The sequence below is a fragment of the Chryseobacterium salipaludis genome (assembly GCF_022968825.1).
In the GTDB taxonomy this organism is placed as follows: Bacteria; Bacteroidota; Bacteroidia; order Flavobacteriales; family Weeksellaceae; genus Kaistella; species Kaistella salipaludis.
Genome location: NZ_JALHKS010000001.1, coordinates 103,832 through 120,179, shown reverse-complemented (window position 1 = coordinate 120,179; position 16,348 = coordinate 103,832). Strand labels below are relative to the sequence as shown.

Below are 16,348 nucleotides of genomic sequence, written 5' to 3'. Positions count from 1 at the left end.
TTTTCTAAAACTGTTTTTAGCAAACCGCTGCATCTTTTTATCTGCTGTTCTTCCGAAATAAATTCATTAATTTTGAGCCTGTTCAGAGTTGAAGAAAATGAGAAAATATTTGTTAGTCGCTGCTGCCGCCGGTTGTATGATTTCGTGTGGTACGCCGGGAAAGGTTGTTGTGAAAAGAGAAACGCCCACCAAAACTGTAAAACGCGATACAAACCTGAAAGTACTGGATTCCTATTATACCGGTAAAAACTCCGCGATCGTGGGTGAACTTTTGAAAGATGCCCAGAAATACCTGGGTGCTCCCTACAAATATGCCGGCAATACTTCCGCGGGATTTGACTGCTCCGGTCTGGTGTCTAAAGTATTTGATGAAAACAAATACAAACTGCCACGCCGTTCCGAAGACCAGTCCACTCAGGGAAAGGAAATCAAAATTAAAGAAGCACGTCCGGGAGATCTGGTTTTCTTTGCTACTTCCGGTGGATCCCGGGTTACGCACGTGGGCATTGTACACGACATTGGTCGGGACGGGGAAGTTAAATTTATCCATTCATCTACATCGAAAGGCGTAATTATTTCGTCACTGAACGAAAAGTACTGGAATCAGGCTTATTTATTTGCCCGCAGAATTCTATAAAATCAAATAAAACTATATTAAAAATAACATGACATTACAGGAAACGATAGAGAATATCTGGGAAAACCGGGACCTTCTGCAGCAGGCTGAAAGCCAAAATAGCATCCGCGAAGTCATCCGACTTTTAGACCTGGGTGAATTGCGGGTAGCGGAACCAACAGATAACGGCTGGCAGGTGAACGAATGGGTTAAGAAGGCAGTCGTGATGTACTTCCCGATTCAGCAGATGGAAACCATTGAGGTTGGCCCTTTCGAATTCCATGATAAAATGCCGCTCAAAAAAAATTATGCGGAGAAAGGCGTTCGCGTCGTACCGCATGCAGTAGCCAGAGAAGGTGCTTTTATCGCCTCCGGTGTCATTTTGATGCCTTCTTATGTTAATATCGGTGCATACGTGGACAGTGGAACGATGGTAGACACCTGGGCGACTGTCGGAAGCTGCGCGCAGATTGGAAAAAATGTACACCTGAGCGGTGGTGTCGGGATTGGCGGTGTGCTGGAACCTTTGCAGGCAGCGCCGGTCATTATCGAAGATGATGTGTTTGTGGGTTCCCGTTGCATCGTAGTGGAAGGCGTGCATGTAGAAAAAGAAGCGGTGCTGGGTGCGAATGTAGTCTTAACGGCTTCCACTAAAATCATAGATGTAACCGGCGAGACACCGGTCGAACTGAAAGGCCGGGTTCCGGCACGTTCGGTTGTAATTCCGGGCAGCTATACCAAGAAATTTGCCGCCGGAGAATATCAGGTGCCGTGCGCTTTAATCATCGGTCAGCGAAAAGAATCTACCGACAAGAAGACGAGCCTGAATGATGCGCTGCGCGAAAACAATGTCGCTGTTTAACAATTTGCAGTTCGTACTGTGAAAGAAAAGTTTTTAAAATCCATCCTGAGTCCCAAATATATTTTTGGGATTTATTTTCTTATTATGATATTTAAACATAGGTGTGCTAATAAGTTGTATAAACCCCAATGTATAGTACCTAACGCTTTATAATGAAAATTGCTTTCGACGCCAAACGGTTTTTTCAGAACAGATCAGGTTTGGGGAATTATTCGCGGGACTTGGTGCGCATGCTCAGCGACTTTTATCCCGAAAACCAGTATCTGCTTTTAAATGAAAAAGAAACTGATTTAGGGGCAGAGATTGCCGGAAGAAAGTCTGTTTCTTTTGTTCCGTTGGCTGACTCTTTTTTAGCCAGGCAGCGTACGATGGGCCTTGGCGCGCAGGAAGAAGATGCAGCTGTTTTTCATGGTTTGTCCGGGGAATTGCCGTGGCATTGGAACCAAAAGCCGATCAAAAAGATAGTTACCATTCATGATTTAATCTTCGTCCGTTTTCCGCAATATTATTCTTTTTTCGACCGTAAAATTCATTTCTGGAAATTTAAAAAAGCTTGTCTTGCAGCAGATCAGATTATTGCAATTTCGGAGCAAACAAAACAGGATATTGTTGAATTTTTAAAAATTCCCGCCGCAAAAATAAGCGTGGTCTATCAAGGCTGTCACCAGGCTTTTAAGATTAAATATAGTCGCGAACACTTAGAAGAAATCCGCAAGAAATATGAGTTACCGGCGCGGTTTATTTTAAATGTGGGTACCATTGAAAAAAGAAAAAATACTCTCAATATTTTAAAGGCTATAAAAGGAACAGATATTCCTCTCGTGATTGTTGGACGAAAGACAAAATATTTTAAAAAAATTCAGACTTCTAGCAAAAAGAATAAGCTCTGCCGCCAGCTTTGTTTTCCCGAAAATGTCCCGATGGAAGATTTAGCCTGCCTGTATCAGCTGGCCGATATTTTTGTGTATCCAAGTTTTTTTGAAGGTTTTGGTATTCCGGTCATTGAAGCTTTATTTTCAGGAACTGCAACGATTACCAGCAACATCTCTTCTTTACCCGAAGCGGGCGGACCGGCTGCCCTCTATGTACACCCACAAAATCCTGAAGATTTGAAATCGAAAATTTTATTTTTGTGGAACAACCCTGCCGAGCGCCAGAGGCGGGAAGAAATAGGTCTAGAGTACGTGAAAAAGTTCGAAGATCGCGCTGTTGCGGAAAGTTTAATGACAGTATATCAGGAGGTTATTGCGCGAGATTAAATTTTATTTGATAATATCTTTGCATCATTAATTCAGCTATGAAAAACGTATTCACTTTTATCCATCAACATCATCTCATCTAAGGACGGGTTGATTATGTTATAGCACTAAGTGAATTAAAAAACAATACAAAACCGTCTGGACATAACCAGGTTTATTTTTACAGCCGCAGCCGCCACCGGATTTGGAAAAAGGGTGAAACCTCGGGAAATACGCTGGGGGTAATATGCATCGCAGAAAACTGCGATCAGGACACACTGCTCATCAAAGGTTTACCGGCTGGACCTACCTGTCACACCGGAGCGTACAGTTGCTTCGGCGAACGTGAAAAAATGAATTTTCTGAACAATCTGGAAAAAATCATTTCGCAGCGCATAGATTCCGGCAGCGCCGATTCGTATATATCACAGCTCGTTCAGAAAGGACTCAATAAAGTCGTTCAGAAAGTGGGAGAGGAGGCCGGGGAAGTAGTAATTGAAGCTAAAGATAAAAATGACGACCTCTTTAAAAATGAGGCCGCTGATCTGTTATTTCACCTGATGATTTTATTAAAAATAAAAGGAACGTAGCCTTCGGGATATTGAAGAAGTTTTACGGCAAAGACACGTTTCGGCCGGTTAATTTATTTTGGTGATACCATGATTTTCCTGCTGATGTGCTCATCACCTGCAGTTAAAGTCGCTACATACATTCCCTTGACCAGGCGGGATAAATTCACAGTGGACTGATTTTGTACCTGCAGCACTTTTTTGCCCGCCATATCGGTGAGGACCAACGTGTATTTCGGCGGCACTTCTGTTGGAAAAGAAATGTGCAAAAGATCTGTGACCGGATTCGGATACAATTGGATTCCGTTCAGCTTTTCCAATCCGGGATCGATTGCAGATAAGAGCGCGGTACCAGCTGTAGCGAAGTGTTGCACGGCACCTACCGCAGCTTTGGTTACTTGGTACAAATACACCGGATCCATATTCGCATATATATCAGAAGATGTATGCGGATGTGTGCTTTCATTGGATTCATAAAAACCTGTAATCACTTCGCCATTTGTCTGAAATGGCATATAATCCGAAGCATACGCGCGGTCTGTTATGGTTTGCAGCGGAGAATACAGTCCCACCAGCTTGATCAGTTCCTGCGTCACCTGCGCAGAAGCAGCGTTGTTCGAATTGGGCACCGAAAAATCCTGTTCGCAGGTAATCGTATTGTTAGTGCTTCCTGCCACACCGCCGACCTGATCGATATTAAAAACCAGCTTAATATCCATTTTTGGTGTCGTACCGTTAACCACAGTACTCACATAATGCTGGCTGCCGAGCAAACCTTGCTCCTCACCGCTAAAGTTGATAAACTTGATGCTGTATTCCGTTGGAACATCTTTCAGAATGCGCGCGACTTCCAGGATGAGCGACACGCCGCTGCCGTTGTCGTTCACGCCGGGACCAACGATCGTATCGTAATGACCGCACACAATCACATACGTGTCGGGATATTTGGTGCCGGTTTTCGTCAGTATTAAATTTTTTGTGGTTTTGCCACCGTAAGAGAACGCATTTTCGGAAAGCTGGCTTTCCTCGTAACCGAAAGACAGATATTGCGAACGCAGCCAATCATAGGCGTTGTTATTCGCAACAGAGCCGGTGGTTTTCACACCAAGGGCTGCAAATTTGGTCAAATAAGAATTGATGTTGGTTTGCGAAACCTGATCCGCGCGTTGCTGATAAGCTTCGATGAAATTTTGCGCCGATAAGGAAAAAGAACACAAGGCCAGCGCCAGCAGAGAGAGTTTTTTCATCTGCTAAAAATAACAAAAAAACCTCACACCAAAAGTGCGAGGCTGATTCTTGATAACAGAAAAATTCTACATTATTTTACTTGGTCCACAACTGCTTTGAACGCTTCCGGGTGATTCATTGCTAAATCCGCCAGAACTTTACGGTTCAATTCGATGTTGTTGGTTTTCAGAGCACCCATAAACTGGGAGTAAGACATTCCGTGCTGGCGGGCACCTGCATTAATACGGGTGATCCACAGGGAACGGAAGTTTCTTTTCTTCTCTTTTCTGCCGCGGTAAGCATATTGCATTGCTTTTTCCACGGCGTTTTTGGCCACAGTCCAAACGTTCTTTCTTCTTCCGAAATAACCTTTAGCCTGTTTCATTACTTTTTTTCTGCGAGCTCTGGAAGCTACGGCATTTACTGATCTTGGCATAATTTAAATTGTTTTTTTGAAAAGGGCGTCCGCCGTTGAGCGAAACTTATGAGCACCGTTTCAGGGTTAAATTGTTGAATTACAAGAATTCTTATAAACCGGTTAGATTTATAAAAACTACTTGATGGCTAATTGGCGCAGAACGCTTTTCTCATCCACAGTAGCAACGTAGGAAGTTTGCGTCAGATTTCTCTTTTGCTTGGTTTCTTTCTTCGTCAGAATGTGGCTTTTGTAAGCATTCTTTCTTTTAATCTTTCCGGTTCCGGTCAGTTTAAAACGCTTCTTAGCACCTGATTTCGTTTTTAATTTTGGCATTTTTGCTGCTTTTAGATCTGTTATCAAATTCCTCCAACCGCGCCGCAATTCCTTAGGGGAAATACGCGGCATGATTTTCAGAGGGCAAAAGTACGATATTTCACTGAATTAAAAAAGTATTTGTACCGGTGTTGGCAGGACGTTTTGGGCGTGTCGCGCGCTCGTTCAGCGCCACCCGGCTTGCGCCGGCCGCCGCTTCACTCGCTTCCGCCGGGCTCTGCACTCATACTCCTCGCTTGCGCGCTCCACGGCGTTCCGCGCGCTCGCTGTGGGGTAACCGTTACGATCCCTCACGCAAAAAACTCCCCGTCAAATTACAAAACAGTTCAAAAGCTGAAAGGAGAATGACATGAAAAAAAGAGAACTTACAACTAAGTCCTCTTTATATATTTCAGAAAATTCTCAAATTCTCATATTTTCAAATTCTCAAATTATTTCGCCGGTTTCTTCGGACTCATCATCATAATCATCCGTTTCCCTTCCAGCTTCGGCAGCTGATCTACCTTGCCCACGTGTTCCAGCTCCTGCGCCAGTTTCAGTAGTAGAATTTCGCCCTGGTCTTTAAACACAATGGAACGCCCTTTAAAGAAAACATAGGTTTTTAGTTTGGAACCTTCTTCCAGGAACTTCTCAGCGTGCTTCTTTTTAAATTCGTAATCATGCTCATCCGTCTGAGGTCCGAAACGAATTTCCTTCACCACCACTTTAACCTGCTTGGCTTTCAGTTCCTTTTGCTTTTTCTTTTGCTCGTAGAGGAATTTTTTATAATCCAGAATACGCGTGATATAGGGCTCTGCCTTATCAGAAATTACCACAAGGTCCAGATCCTGGCTTCTTGCAATTTCCAGCGCTTTCTCCAGCGGATATACTCCGGGTTCCACATTGTCGCCTACCAGCCGTACTTCTTTTGCACGAATTTTTTGGTTAATCTGGTGTAGATCTTCCTGTTGTACGCGTCGCTGCGGACCTCTGCCTCTGTAATGAAATTTTTGTGCTATGGTTTTATATTTTAAAGGTTATTATCAATTAAATGGCTGCTTCTTCCTGAAACAACCGTACAAAGTCGGCAACAGGCATCGCGCCCAGGTCGCCTTCTCCGCGTCGTCGTACGGAAACCGTACCCTGCGCTTCTTCATTTTCACCGACGATCAGCATAAACGGAAACTTCTGTAATTCAGCATCCCGGATCTTTTTTCCGGTTTTCTCATTTCGGTCATCGATTCGGCCGCAAATATCGTGATTTTCCAACAATTGTGAAACTTTTTTTGCATAGTCCACATATTTTTCACTGATCGGCAAAATAATAAACTGCTCCGGTGCCAGCCATAATGGGAAGTCACCCGCCGTATTTTCCAACAGAATCGCGATGAATCTTTCCATGGAACCAAACGGTGCGCGGTGGATCATCACCGGGCGGTGCTTCTCATTATCATTTCCGGTGTACCAAAGATCAAAACGCTCCGGCAAATTGTAGTCCACCTGAATGGTGCCCAGCTGCCAGCTGCGTCCCAAAGCGTCCTTCACCATGAAATCAAGTTTCGGACCATAAAAGGCGGCTTCGCCATATTCCACAATGGTTTTCAAACCTTTTTTCTCCGCTGCCTGAATAATGGCGTTTTCTGCTTTTTGCCAGTTTTCATCAGTACCGATGTATTTTTCCTTATTCTCCGGATCACGAAGGGACACCTGTGTTACGAAGTCTTCAAATCCTAAAGACTTGAATACATATAAAGTTAAATCAATTACATTTTCAAACTCTTCCAGCAACTGATCCGGTGTACAGAAAATATGGGCATCATCCTGTGTAAATCCGCGAACTCGGGTCAGACCGTGCAATTCACCAGACTGTTCATAGCGATAAACCGTGCCAAATTCAGCAAAACGCTTGGGTAGGTCGCGATAAGACCATTGGCCTACTTTATAAATTTCGCAATGGTGCGGGCAGTTCATCGGTTTCAGCATGAACTCTTCGCCGTCGTTTGGTGTTTTGATGGGCTGAAAACTGTCGGCACCGTATTTATCCCAATGACCGGAGGTTACATATAGCTCCTTGGCACCGATGTGCGGACTCATAACAAACTCGTAGCCTGATTTCTTTTGCGCTTCCGAGAGGAAATTTTCCAGCTTTTTGCGTAGCGCGGTACCTTTAGGCAGCCACAGCGGAAGACCGGCACCCACTTTTTCGGAGAAGGCAAAAATGCCGAGTTCTTTGCCGAGCTTTCTGTGGTCGCGACGTTTCGCTTCCTCCAGTTTCTCCAGGTATTCGGTCAGATCTTTCTGTTTTGGGAAGGAGATTCCATACACTCGGGTGAGCTGTTTGTTTTTCTCATCACCGCGCCAGTAAGCGCCCGCTGCGTTCAGCACCTTTACGGCCTTCACAATACCGGTCGCCGGAATGTGCCCGCCGCGGCAAAGATCACTGAAGTTATCGTGGGTGCAGAAAGTGATTTCGCCATCATTCAGATTAGAGATCAATTCTGTTTTATAAGGATTATCGGCATATTCTTGTAAAGCGTCTGCTTTGGAAACATGCGTAAGTTCAAAAGTGCTGTTTTTCTTGGCGTGCTCCAGCATTCTCTTTTCTATTTTCTCAAAATCTTTTTCAGACAGAGATTCATCGCCGAAATCTACGTCATAGTAGAAACCCTGTTCGATGGCGGGCCCGATGGTTAATTTTGCGTTAGGATAGAAATCCATGATCGCCTGTGCCAACAGGTGAGCAGAAGAATGCCAGAATGCTTTTTTGCCTAAATCATCATTCCAGGTCAGCAGCTGCAGGGTAGCGTCTTCCGTTATCGGCGTGGTCACTTCTGTCTGCGTACCGTTCACGACCGCTGATATTGTGTTACGCGCCAAACCTTCGCTGATGGAACGCGCTACGTCCAATGGCGTAACCGCGTTTTCAAATTCCCTGATGCTTCCGTCCGGAAGAGTGATTTTAATCATGGTAAACTTTTGAGTATATCTGCAAAAATACGAAATTTCTTACATTTTTAGCAGCACCTCTCACACGTGAATCAAACTGGAGTTTTAAGTAACTGCAATAAAAAAATCCCCGAAGGGATTTTGTATGTTTACCGTTGTGGGTTGTTCTTTTCCGTATTATCTGTTTTGCCATCCGGATTAAGTTCAGACGTTTTTTTGATTTCTTTTTTTAATTTTTCTTCGGAAGGCTGGGCGGAACTGGAGGCCGGAATGTTCGGCAGGTCCTGATGTTCTTTTCGTGGCTGCGCACTTTGGCCGGTGGTGTTTTGCTTTTCAGTCATGACTTTGTTTTTATAATTTCGAAGGATCGACCAAACCGGTCTTATCTTCAATTTCATAATTCAAAGCCTTTGCCAAAACAAAAATGTGATCCAGGTTTTCCAGGAGCTGCTTTCGTCCTTCGGAACGCAGCCTTTGCTGGTTGACCGTTTTATACGCATTGTCCTTCGCGGCTTTGGTAATTTTCTGAAAATCTTTTTGTTTAAAACGGTTATAAAAGGCATCGTCCAGAGACTGTATTTCCACACTGGGAATGATGCGGATCTGCGCCTCCGGAATTTCACGTAGAATCAACTTGCGGTTCGCTGAATCCACCTCGATTTTCATTTTATTTAAATCGTAGGAAACCTGCGCATTGGTCTTGGTGAAAGTGATGATCTGTTTGGAGGTCGAGGGCAGGAGCGAACTGCCGAGCAACTGCGACGTTACCGTGGTTTTCTGCATACTCGAAAAATCCTGCTCCATCACCACCAGTTTGTTCATCTTGCGGATTTGATTGGTAATGATATAGTAATCATTCTGCACCTGCTCATCTTCTTTCACGGTGAGCCCGCGCCACACGAAGTATATCACCAGCATGACCAAAATGCCGGCAACGAATCCGAGAATTGTTTTTTTGTGTGCCAATTTTTATTTAAGAATATCCGTCAGCGAACTGCGGTCTTTTTTAAGAATATCAAGCAAGTCACGTTCCAGATAGCCAGTCGCCGGATGTTCCACAATGCGGCCTACTTCTTTTCCGTAACGGCTCACAATAATCGTGGGTACCCGCTGGATGTTATATTTGCTTTCCTCGCCGCCCGGTGCCTCATATTTTCGGTTCACGGCAATCATTTGCAGTTTCGCCTCGGGATAGTTGAGCGCTTCCAGGATTTTCATCAGACGGGGCACTTCGCGATGGCTGTCGCCACACCAGGTTCCGAGTACCAGGGTAATATTATAGGCGTTTAATTTTTCTTTCTTTAAGTCTGTAATTGTTTTCTGATCCAGCTGGTAGCTGTCGTGTTCAGAATTATACCATTGGCTGTACGGTTCCTTCAGCAGCTGATCTTTGCTTTGGGTACCGAGCAGCATTTTGCCACCGGCGGTTTCAACTTCGCGGTTGATGACGGTTTTCTGGCCTTGGCAAGATTGTGCTGTGAAAAGAGCAATGGCGAAAGCAAAGAGTGTTTTCTTATATTGTATCATCTGTGTACATAAATTTGATAAAGCTTCAGACAAATATATAAATATAGAATCCAAAGCGACGATCTACAACATTAAAATTTAATTTAAGACAGAAAAAAAAGCACTGGCCTGAACCAATGCTTTAATAAAAATTATTTTGAAATTTCCCGGCCGATGACCAGTTTCTGAATTTCAGAAGTTCCTTCACCGATGGTGCAAAGTTTTGAATCACGATAAAATTTCTCTACCGGGAAGTCTTTCGTGTAGCCATATCCGCCAAAGATCTGTACGGCATCATTAGAGATTCGTACGCAGGCCTCGGAAGCATATAATTTTGCCATAGCTCCTTCTTTGGTCATTACTTTCTTCGCGTTCTTCAGGGTAGAAGCACGCTGGATCAAAAGTTCCGCTGCATCAATTTCCGTGGCCATGTCTGCCAGCATAAAATTAACAGCTTGGAATTTGTTGATCGCCTGACCGAACTGCTTGCGCTCCAGTGAATATTTAAGCGCAGCTTTGTAGGCACCCTTAGCAATTCCTAAACTGAGCGCGGCAATAGAAATACGGCCGCCATCCAGAATTTTCATTGCCTGTTTAAAGCCGCTTCCTACTTCACCCAACCGGTTAGCGTCCGGAACGCGAACCTGATCAAAAATAAGTTCCGCCGTTTCAGACGCGCGCATCCCAAGTTTATTTTCTTTTTTACCGGAAGTAAAGCCTTCCATTCCTTTTTCAAGTACAAAAGCGGTCGAGTTATTTTTGGCTCCTTTTTCACCCGTGCGCGTCATCACCACGGCAATATCACCGGAAATGGCGTGGGTTATAAAATTTTTGGCACCGCTGATGATCCAGTCGTCACCGTCTTTTACGGCAGTGGTACTCATGCCGCCGGAGTCGGAACCGGTATTATGCTCGGTAAGGCCCCAGGCGCCGATTATTTTCCCCGAAGCGAGTTGCGGCAACCAGCGGTGACGCTGCTCTTCATTGCCAAATTCATAAATATGATTGGTACACAAAGAATTATGTGCCGCTACGGAAAGTCCGATCGACGGATCCACTTGCGAAATTTCGTCCAGGATTTTAACGTATTCATGATATCCTAACCCTGAACCGCCATATTCTTCCGGAATAACGATGCCCATAAAACCCATTTCGCCTAGTTGGTGAAACAGTTCTACAGGAAAAGTCTGGCTTTCATCCCATTCCATAATATGCGGTCTGATATTCTTTTCAGCAAAATCGCGTGCCGTGGCGGCGATCATTTCCAGGTTCTCGGTAGTTTCGATATTCATATATAATATTTGATTTCAAAGATACTTAATTTGAGCAGAAATGGAAAAATGGATTGCATTAAAAGAAGAAAAATGTAACATCAAATAATCTTGAAATTAAAATTCAGATGCAACATGCTCACGAAGGAAATTGTACATTTGATTTATATTTATATGCTGATGAAAAAACTTTTATTTACTGTTGTGTTCGTGCCGTTTATGCTTTTCGGACAGGCACCGCAAGGATATTATAATGGTACCGAAAATCTTTCGGGGTATCGCCTGAAAACCAAATTGCATGAAATAATTTCTGCCAATACAGTTACCTGGCATTATGGTGATCTGCCGGGTTTTTATACGGAAACAGATGTGGACCATTTCTATGATTACGGGCCGGAGAATGACTCGGTTTTATTGGATATTTATTCTAATAACCCCGCGGGTACCACTGCTTATCATTACACCGCCGGCAATCTGATTAGCTCTGCGTCTGCTGAAGGGCAGGGCTATAATCGCGAACACATGATGCCACAAAGCACCTTCAACAGCAATTACCCGATGTATTCGGACCTGTTTTTTGTGATCCCGGCAGATGCGCGGATTAATCAACTGCGAAGTAATTATCCTTATGGCTTGGGTGGCAGTAAAAACTTTTATTTGTTTACCAACAGTTCACGTATTTCCAATAATGCGACACCGGGCTCGGCCTATACAGGCCGCGTGTATGAACCACATCCGGAATTTCGCGGAGATATTTCGCGCGCTATGCTGTATTTTGCTGTCCGTTACCAGCCGAAGCTGGGTACCTTCAAATTTTATAACGGAAGTTCGCCGGCCAATGACACCAATCCGCTCGACGGCACGGATGAAAAAGCATATGAAGACTGGTTTCTTAATCTGATGCTGCAGTGGCATCAGCAGGATCCGGTGTCGCCTTTTGAAATAGAGCGAAATAATAAGGTTTACGCTTTGCAAAACAACCGCAATCCGTTCATCGATCACCCGGAATGGGTTTCTGCAATCTGGACTCAGACCACGTCTGCCGCACCTGAAGTTCCGACCATGTTGCAGGCGGAAGAAACGGGTGCGCATTTTGTGAAACTCACCTGGTCGTCAAGCGGTTCAGCGCCGCTTGGTTATTCTATTTATAATAACGGAACATTTATCGGAAAGACATCGGACAATTATTATTATGCTGACCGGCTAAAACCGTCAACCTCCTATACTTTCACAGTGAAAGCATATAATGAGCAATACGCAGAATCCGCTACGTCCACACCGGTGACCGTTGCTACCGAAGCCACAGATGTATTTGCAAAAGATTTACAAATTACGAAATATATTGAAGGAACGGGAGAGAACAAAGCCCTCGAGATCACGAACCGCACCGGGCATCCCGTGAATCTGGAATCTTATCGACTGAGCATTCAGATGTATAATGATCCTAATTATTATTTTCCGGCGCCCTATGAACTCGAAGGTACCATTCAGCATAACGAATCTATTATCATTCTGAATCCGAAAGCAACGCTGTCTTGTAATAACAGCACGGATCCGAAATTCAGATCGGCGGCGCCACAGTTGTCTTTTAGCGGGCATCAGTATCTGGAATTGCGTTATCAGAACCAGACGGTCGATGCGGTGGGCATCAAAAACGTGAGCAATTTTGAAACGCTGGCTGATATATCCTTATACCGCAAGCCGCAGCTCCTGCAACCCTCGACAAGTTTTGACCTTGCAGAATGGCAGGCATATCCGGTAGATTTCTGTGACGGTCTAGGGACGCTTTCCACTTCCGGCGCGCTCGTTCAGAACTCTAGATTACAGGTTTATCCTAATCCGGCAAATGAGGTTATCACCTTATTAAACTATGACAAAACAAAAGAAACGTATCTATACGATCTTTCCGGAAAATTGTTGAAAGTCGCTTCAAAAACTACAGATTGCATTAAAGTGAAGGAGTTACCTGCCGGTGTTTATATCATTAAAAACGGCAGTGCTCAGCGTAAATTTATTAAGAAATAATATTATTTTAAATAAAGTCTCATCTTTTGTTCAGCTTCCGGTTTTGCATTAACCATCTTTAAAATCTTTTTATCATTAGGATACGAGAGCCGGAAGTAGATGATTTTATCAGCATAATATTTAAAATAGGGATGCTGCTTGAGCCAGTTTTCCGGCGCTTCGGTTAGCGTGTACTTTTCAACTTTATCGGTGTGAAGCGGTGCAATGTCAAGTAATTTCTGCATCAGTGCCTTATCGATATTATAGGTTTCCATCATCTGGCTTTTGGTCACGAAGCCGCCCAGTTTTTTACGGAAACCAAGTAAACTTGCTGCCGCACGTTCATTGAAGCCGAAGTCAATCAACTGCTGGAAAGTGATCTGGTTGAGATCTATTTTGCTGTAATCTTCCGGGTTCATCTGAGTAGCGGCGGCTTTGGGAACCGAAGTTTCAGTGCTGATAATAAGATAGGGTTTAAGCTGCTGAAATTTTTCTTCGGAAATTACAAAACACCGGCCGACGTCTTCAACAGATTTAAAACGGCCTTTTAGGTTTCGGTCTCTGTAATTGATGATAACCTGTGCCTGCTTTTCGGTGAAGCCCAGATTGATCCAGTCCTGAACTGTTGTTGCATTCGGATCAAAAGGCTGGAGTGCAGCAGCAGATTTTGGAACCACTTTTACCGCTGTTTTTTCAGGATTTCCCTCAGGTAAGAGCAAGTAGGGAGCCATTTGGCGGTATTGCGCATCACTGATGATAAAGCACTGTTTAAATTTCTCTTTGCTAACGAAACTTCCGCCGAGAAGCCTTTTATATTTCAGAATACTTTCTGCCTGTCTTTCGGAAAATCCCATTTGTACAAAATCATCTGCGCTGTAATTGTCAGGATTAAATTTTCCTTTTATGGAAAGCTGTTTGGAAAAACTTTTTTTCGAATACGTTCTGTTTTGGTAAGATGGATAGGAATTTCGGTAGGTATTTTCACTTTCGGATCCTGATTCAGGTAACAAAAGATACGGCTCCAGTTCACTGAATTTTTCTGCCGAGATTGCATAGCATTTTGCCAGCTGTGCCTTTGACGTGAACGCGCCACCCACCACATTTTTATACTTTAAAATCGTGGCGGTCTGCCTCTCGGTGAAACCGAGTTCCTGCCAGTTCTCTGCGGAGAGTGCATTAGGATCAAAAGACTTGGTGATTTTAACCGCGCCCGGGTTTTCAGAGGTTACGAATTCTGCTGTCGTTGCGGGCGGTTCTATTGTTTTATTGTCATTGGCCCGGAAATAGTACAAGCCGGAAATCATGAATACGCCCGAGGTGGTCAGACCTAATAAATAATGCTTTGCCGTGGAAAAAGGAATTTTAGATCTCATAACGGTAAAATTTGCCTAAAGCTACCGTTATTTCTACATATTCCAAGGGGTTAAAACACTGTAAAACAAAGGGTTAAAATACCCTAAAATGACGTGATTATACTTGTTCCGGACTGTCGACCAGTGAATCCTTTAGTTTCTGCAGTTCCAGTTTCACAAATTCCAGCCGGTCAATCATGGAAACGGTTTCGGAAATCCGGTTGTTGGTAGCCAACGCAACCCGCGCACCGTCGAGTGTATAGCCTTTTTCTTTTACGAGGTGATAAATAATACGCAGGTTTTTGATGTCTTCTGGCGTGAAATAGCGGTTTCCTTTTTTGTTTTTCTTCGGTTTTAAAATCGGAAATTCCTGCTCCCAATAGCGCAAAAGGGAAGCATTTACGTCGAAAGCGCGGGCTACTTCGCCAATGGAGTAATATAACTTATCAGGTAAATTCAGTTTCATTGTTACAAATTTACATTAATACGCAATTTCAATCTTCAGCTTTTTATTTTTAAGTTTCTGGTTCTTTAAATTATGCAGAAGAGATGAAACTTTTTGTCGTCTGACAGCGACATAGGAAGTAGTGTCTTTCACTTCAATCAGGCCGATGTCATCCTTTTCGAGTTGACCCTTTTTTATAAAGAAGCCCACGATATCAACTTTATTTACTTTATCTTTTTTACCTGCACTGAGGTAAATGGTTTCAAAATTTGTTTTGCCCGGCAGTGGTTTGCGGCTTATTTCGTGTTCGGGAATTTTCGAACTGATAAAAGGAAAATTTTCATCTTCACCAATGATCAGATACACCGTCCCTTCGGCTTTCATCCGCGCCGTGCGTCCGTTGCGGTGTATGAACGCATCTTCCTTTGGCGGTAACTGATAATGTACGATGGCGGCCACTTCAGGAATATCGAGGCCACGGGCGGCCAGATCCGTAGTCAATAGAATATTTGAAGATCCGTTACGGAATTTAATTAAAGCCCGTTCGCGTTCGTCCTGTTCCATACCGCCGTGAAAAGTTTCGCGCGCAATTCCTTTGCTTTTCAGCAGCGCAGAAATACGATCGGTAGCTTCGCGGTGGTTGCAAAAAACGAGGCACTTTTCATTTCCGATTTCGCAGAGCAATTCAAACAAGGTATCGAGCTTTTCTTCGGAGATTGTGGAAACTCGTTTAAATGTCAGTTTAGGTGCGGATGTATCCGATTTCAGAAAGTCCAGTACAGTCTGATTATCTGTATTTATAAAATTCGGAAAATGCACAAGCCGGGTGGCAGACGTTAAAATGGTTTGAAAGGGTTGTTTTAAAGAACTGACGATAACGCGCATATCGTCTTCAAACCCGAGTTCCAGTGCTTTATCAAATTCATCCAGAACCAAAGTCTGAACCATGGCTGGGTTAAAGCTTTTTTCACGGATATGATAAGCAAGTCTTCCCGGCGTTGCAATAACAACTGCCGGATTTTGCGCAAGTTCGTTGATTTCTGATTTTTTATCGTGGCCGCCATAGCAAACAGACACTTTATACTCGGTGGTCATCTTTTTAAAAACCTGCTCAATCTGTAAAGCCAGTTCCCTCGCCGGTACAATGATTAGCGTTTGAACTTTATTTTCATTTTCCAGTTTCTCAAATACCGGCAAAAGAAAAGCGAGCGTTTTTCCGGAGCCCGTGGGAGAGAGCACCATTACATCGTTCCGGTTGCCAGCTGCTTTCACGGTGCTTTTCTGCATTTGATTCAACTCCTGAATCCCAAGTCTTTTTAAAATAACGTCTGTTTGCATGCGGCCAAAGTTACGAAAGTTAGAGATTGCCCATTCAGTGATATTGTGAAGTTTTATTTTATTCAAACTTATTTTTAAAACCGCTCTATTAAGATAATAATGCGTCAATAAAATGTTTCGCAGCTGGTAAAATTTCGTATCTTTGCACCGCTTTTTGTGAGCGAGTCTGGCGAAGTTAACACACTAACAATTAACTGCTTCTGTATATTTCGGTTTTCACATTCAGCCAGACAACGGGAAATAC

Annotated in this window: 17 protein-coding genes and 1 pseudogene; 6 read left to right on the top strand and 12 right to left on the bottom strand. The window is 43.7% G+C overall.

The window, feature by feature from the left end; genetic code table 11:
- Positions 1 to 97 precede the first annotated feature (97 nt).
- The 5 genes and pseudogenes from MVI27_RS00540 to hisE all read left to right on the top strand — a co-directional run bounded on the left by MVI27_RS00540 (position 98) and on the right by hisE (position 3,306).
- On the top strand, positions 98 to 637 hold the full coding sequence (locus tag MVI27_RS00540) for a C40 family peptidase (RefSeq protein ID WP_246958688.1): 540 nt from the start codon (positions 98 to 100) through the stop codon (positions 635 to 637).
- A 28-nt stretch (positions 638 to 665) separates the two neighbouring features.
- Positions 666 to 1,478, top strand: a complete 813-nt coding sequence (locus MVI27_RS00535; protein WP_246958687.1) for a 2,3,4,5-tetrahydropyridine-2,6-dicarboxylate N-succinyltransferase — start codon at positions 666 to 668, stop codon at positions 1,476 to 1,478.
- 152 nt (positions 1,479 to 1,630) lie between these two features.
- Positions 1,631 to 2,737, top strand: a complete 1,107-nt coding sequence (locus tag MVI27_RS00530; RefSeq protein WP_246958686.1) for a glycosyltransferase family 4 protein — start codon at positions 1,631 to 1,633, stop codon at positions 2,735 to 2,737.
- A 101-nt stretch (positions 2,738 to 2,838) separates the two neighbouring features.
- Positions 2,839 to 2,994, top strand: a pseudogene (locus MVI27_RS11890) (phosphoribosyl-AMP cyclohydrolase); the annotation flags it as partial.
- A gap of 75 nt (positions 2,995 to 3,069) precedes the next feature.
- Positions 3,070 to 3,306, top strand: coding sequence for a phosphoribosyl-ATP diphosphatase (hisE, locus tag MVI27_RS00520; protein ID WP_246958685.1), 237 nt, complete (start codon positions 3,070 to 3,072; stop codon positions 3,304 to 3,306).
- Positions 3,307 to 3,359: 53 nt separating this feature from the next.
- Here the strand turns inward: hisE and MVI27_RS00515 are convergent, their stop codons facing one another.
- The 9 genes from MVI27_RS00515 to MVI27_RS00475 all read right to left on the bottom strand — a co-directional run bounded on the left by MVI27_RS00515 (position 3,360) and on the right by MVI27_RS00475 (position 10,986).
- Positions 3,360 to 4,532, bottom strand: a complete 1,173-nt coding sequence (locus MVI27_RS00515) for a M28 family peptidase (RefSeq protein ID WP_246958684.1) — start codon at positions 4,530 to 4,532, stop codon at positions 3,360 to 3,362.
- A 71-nt stretch (positions 4,533 to 4,603) separates the two neighbouring features.
- Positions 4,604 to 4,948, bottom strand: coding sequence for a 50S ribosomal protein L20 (rplT, locus tag MVI27_RS00510; protein WP_246958683.1), 345 nt, complete (start codon positions 4,946 to 4,948; stop codon positions 4,604 to 4,606).
- 117 nt (positions 4,949 to 5,065) lie between these two features.
- Positions 5,066 to 5,263 carry a 50S ribosomal protein L35 gene (rpmI, locus tag MVI27_RS00505; RefSeq protein WP_031503941.1) on the bottom strand — a complete coding sequence of 66 codons (198 nt, stop codon included), beginning with the start codon at positions 5,261 to 5,263 and terminating at the stop codon, positions 5,066 to 5,068.
- Positions 5,264 to 5,694: 431 nt separating this feature from the next.
- Positions 5,695 to 6,261 (bottom strand): translation initiation factor IF-3, encoded by a 567-nt coding sequence (gene infC / locus MVI27_RS00500; protein ID WP_266213248.1) that lies wholly within the window; start codon positions 6,259 to 6,261, stop codon positions 5,695 to 5,697.
- 28 nt (positions 6,262 to 6,289) lie between these two features.
- Complete coding sequence (thrS, locus tag MVI27_RS00495; RefSeq protein WP_246958682.1) at positions 6,290 to 8,209, bottom strand: threonine--tRNA ligase; 1,920 nt, start codon at positions 8,207 to 8,209, stop codon at positions 6,290 to 6,292.
- Between the two features lie 128 nt (positions 8,210 to 8,337).
- On the bottom strand, positions 8,338 to 8,529 hold the full coding sequence (locus MVI27_RS00490; RefSeq protein WP_246958681.1) for a hypothetical protein: 192 nt from the start codon (positions 8,527 to 8,529) through the stop codon (positions 8,338 to 8,340).
- A gap of 10 nt (positions 8,530 to 8,539) precedes the next feature.
- The gene (locus MVI27_RS00485; RefSeq protein ID WP_416346215.1) at positions 8,540 to 9,106 is read right to left on the bottom strand and encodes a DUF4230 domain-containing protein; all 567 of its coding nucleotides are present in this window, start codon (positions 9,104 to 9,106) and stop codon (positions 8,540 to 8,542) included.
- A 51-nt stretch (positions 9,107 to 9,157) separates the two neighbouring features.
- Complete coding sequence (locus tag MVI27_RS00480) at positions 9,158 to 9,715, bottom strand: TlpA family protein disulfide reductase (protein ID WP_246958679.1); 558 nt, start codon at positions 9,713 to 9,715, stop codon at positions 9,158 to 9,160.
- Between the two features lie 131 nt (positions 9,716 to 9,846).
- Entirely contained in the window at positions 9,847 to 10,986 is a 1,140-nt protein-coding gene (locus tag MVI27_RS00475) for an acyl-CoA dehydrogenase family protein (RefSeq protein WP_246958678.1), read from the bottom strand.
- 114 nt (positions 10,987 to 11,100) lie between these two features.
- On the opposite strand from MVI27_RS00475, the gene MVI27_RS00470 reads away from it, so the two are divergent.
- Positions 11,101 to 12,990, top strand: a complete 1,890-nt coding sequence (locus tag MVI27_RS00470) for an endonuclease (protein WP_246958677.1) — start codon at positions 11,101 to 11,103, stop codon at positions 12,988 to 12,990.
- A 2-nt stretch (positions 12,991 to 12,992) separates the two neighbouring features.
- Here MVI27_RS00470 and MVI27_RS00465 read toward each other — a convergent pair whose 3' ends face one another.
- The 3 genes from MVI27_RS00465 to MVI27_RS00455 all read right to left on the bottom strand — a co-directional run bounded on the left by MVI27_RS00465 (position 12,993) and on the right by MVI27_RS00455 (position 16,104).
- Positions 12,993 to 14,342, bottom strand: coding sequence for a ComEA family DNA-binding protein (locus MVI27_RS00465; RefSeq protein ID WP_246958676.1), 1,350 nt, complete (start codon positions 14,340 to 14,342; stop codon positions 12,993 to 12,995).
- Between the two features lie 97 nt (positions 14,343 to 14,439).
- Complete coding sequence (locus MVI27_RS00460; RefSeq protein ID WP_246958675.1) at positions 14,440 to 14,787, bottom strand: MerR family transcriptional regulator; 348 nt, start codon at positions 14,785 to 14,787, stop codon at positions 14,440 to 14,442.
- A 15-nt stretch (positions 14,788 to 14,802) separates the two neighbouring features.
- The gene (locus tag MVI27_RS00455) at positions 14,803 to 16,104 is read right to left on the bottom strand and encodes a DEAD/DEAH box helicase (RefSeq protein WP_246958674.1); all 1,302 of its coding nucleotides are present in this window, start codon (positions 16,102 to 16,104) and stop codon (positions 14,803 to 14,805) included.
- Between the last annotated feature and the right edge of the window lie 244 nt (positions 16,105 to 16,348).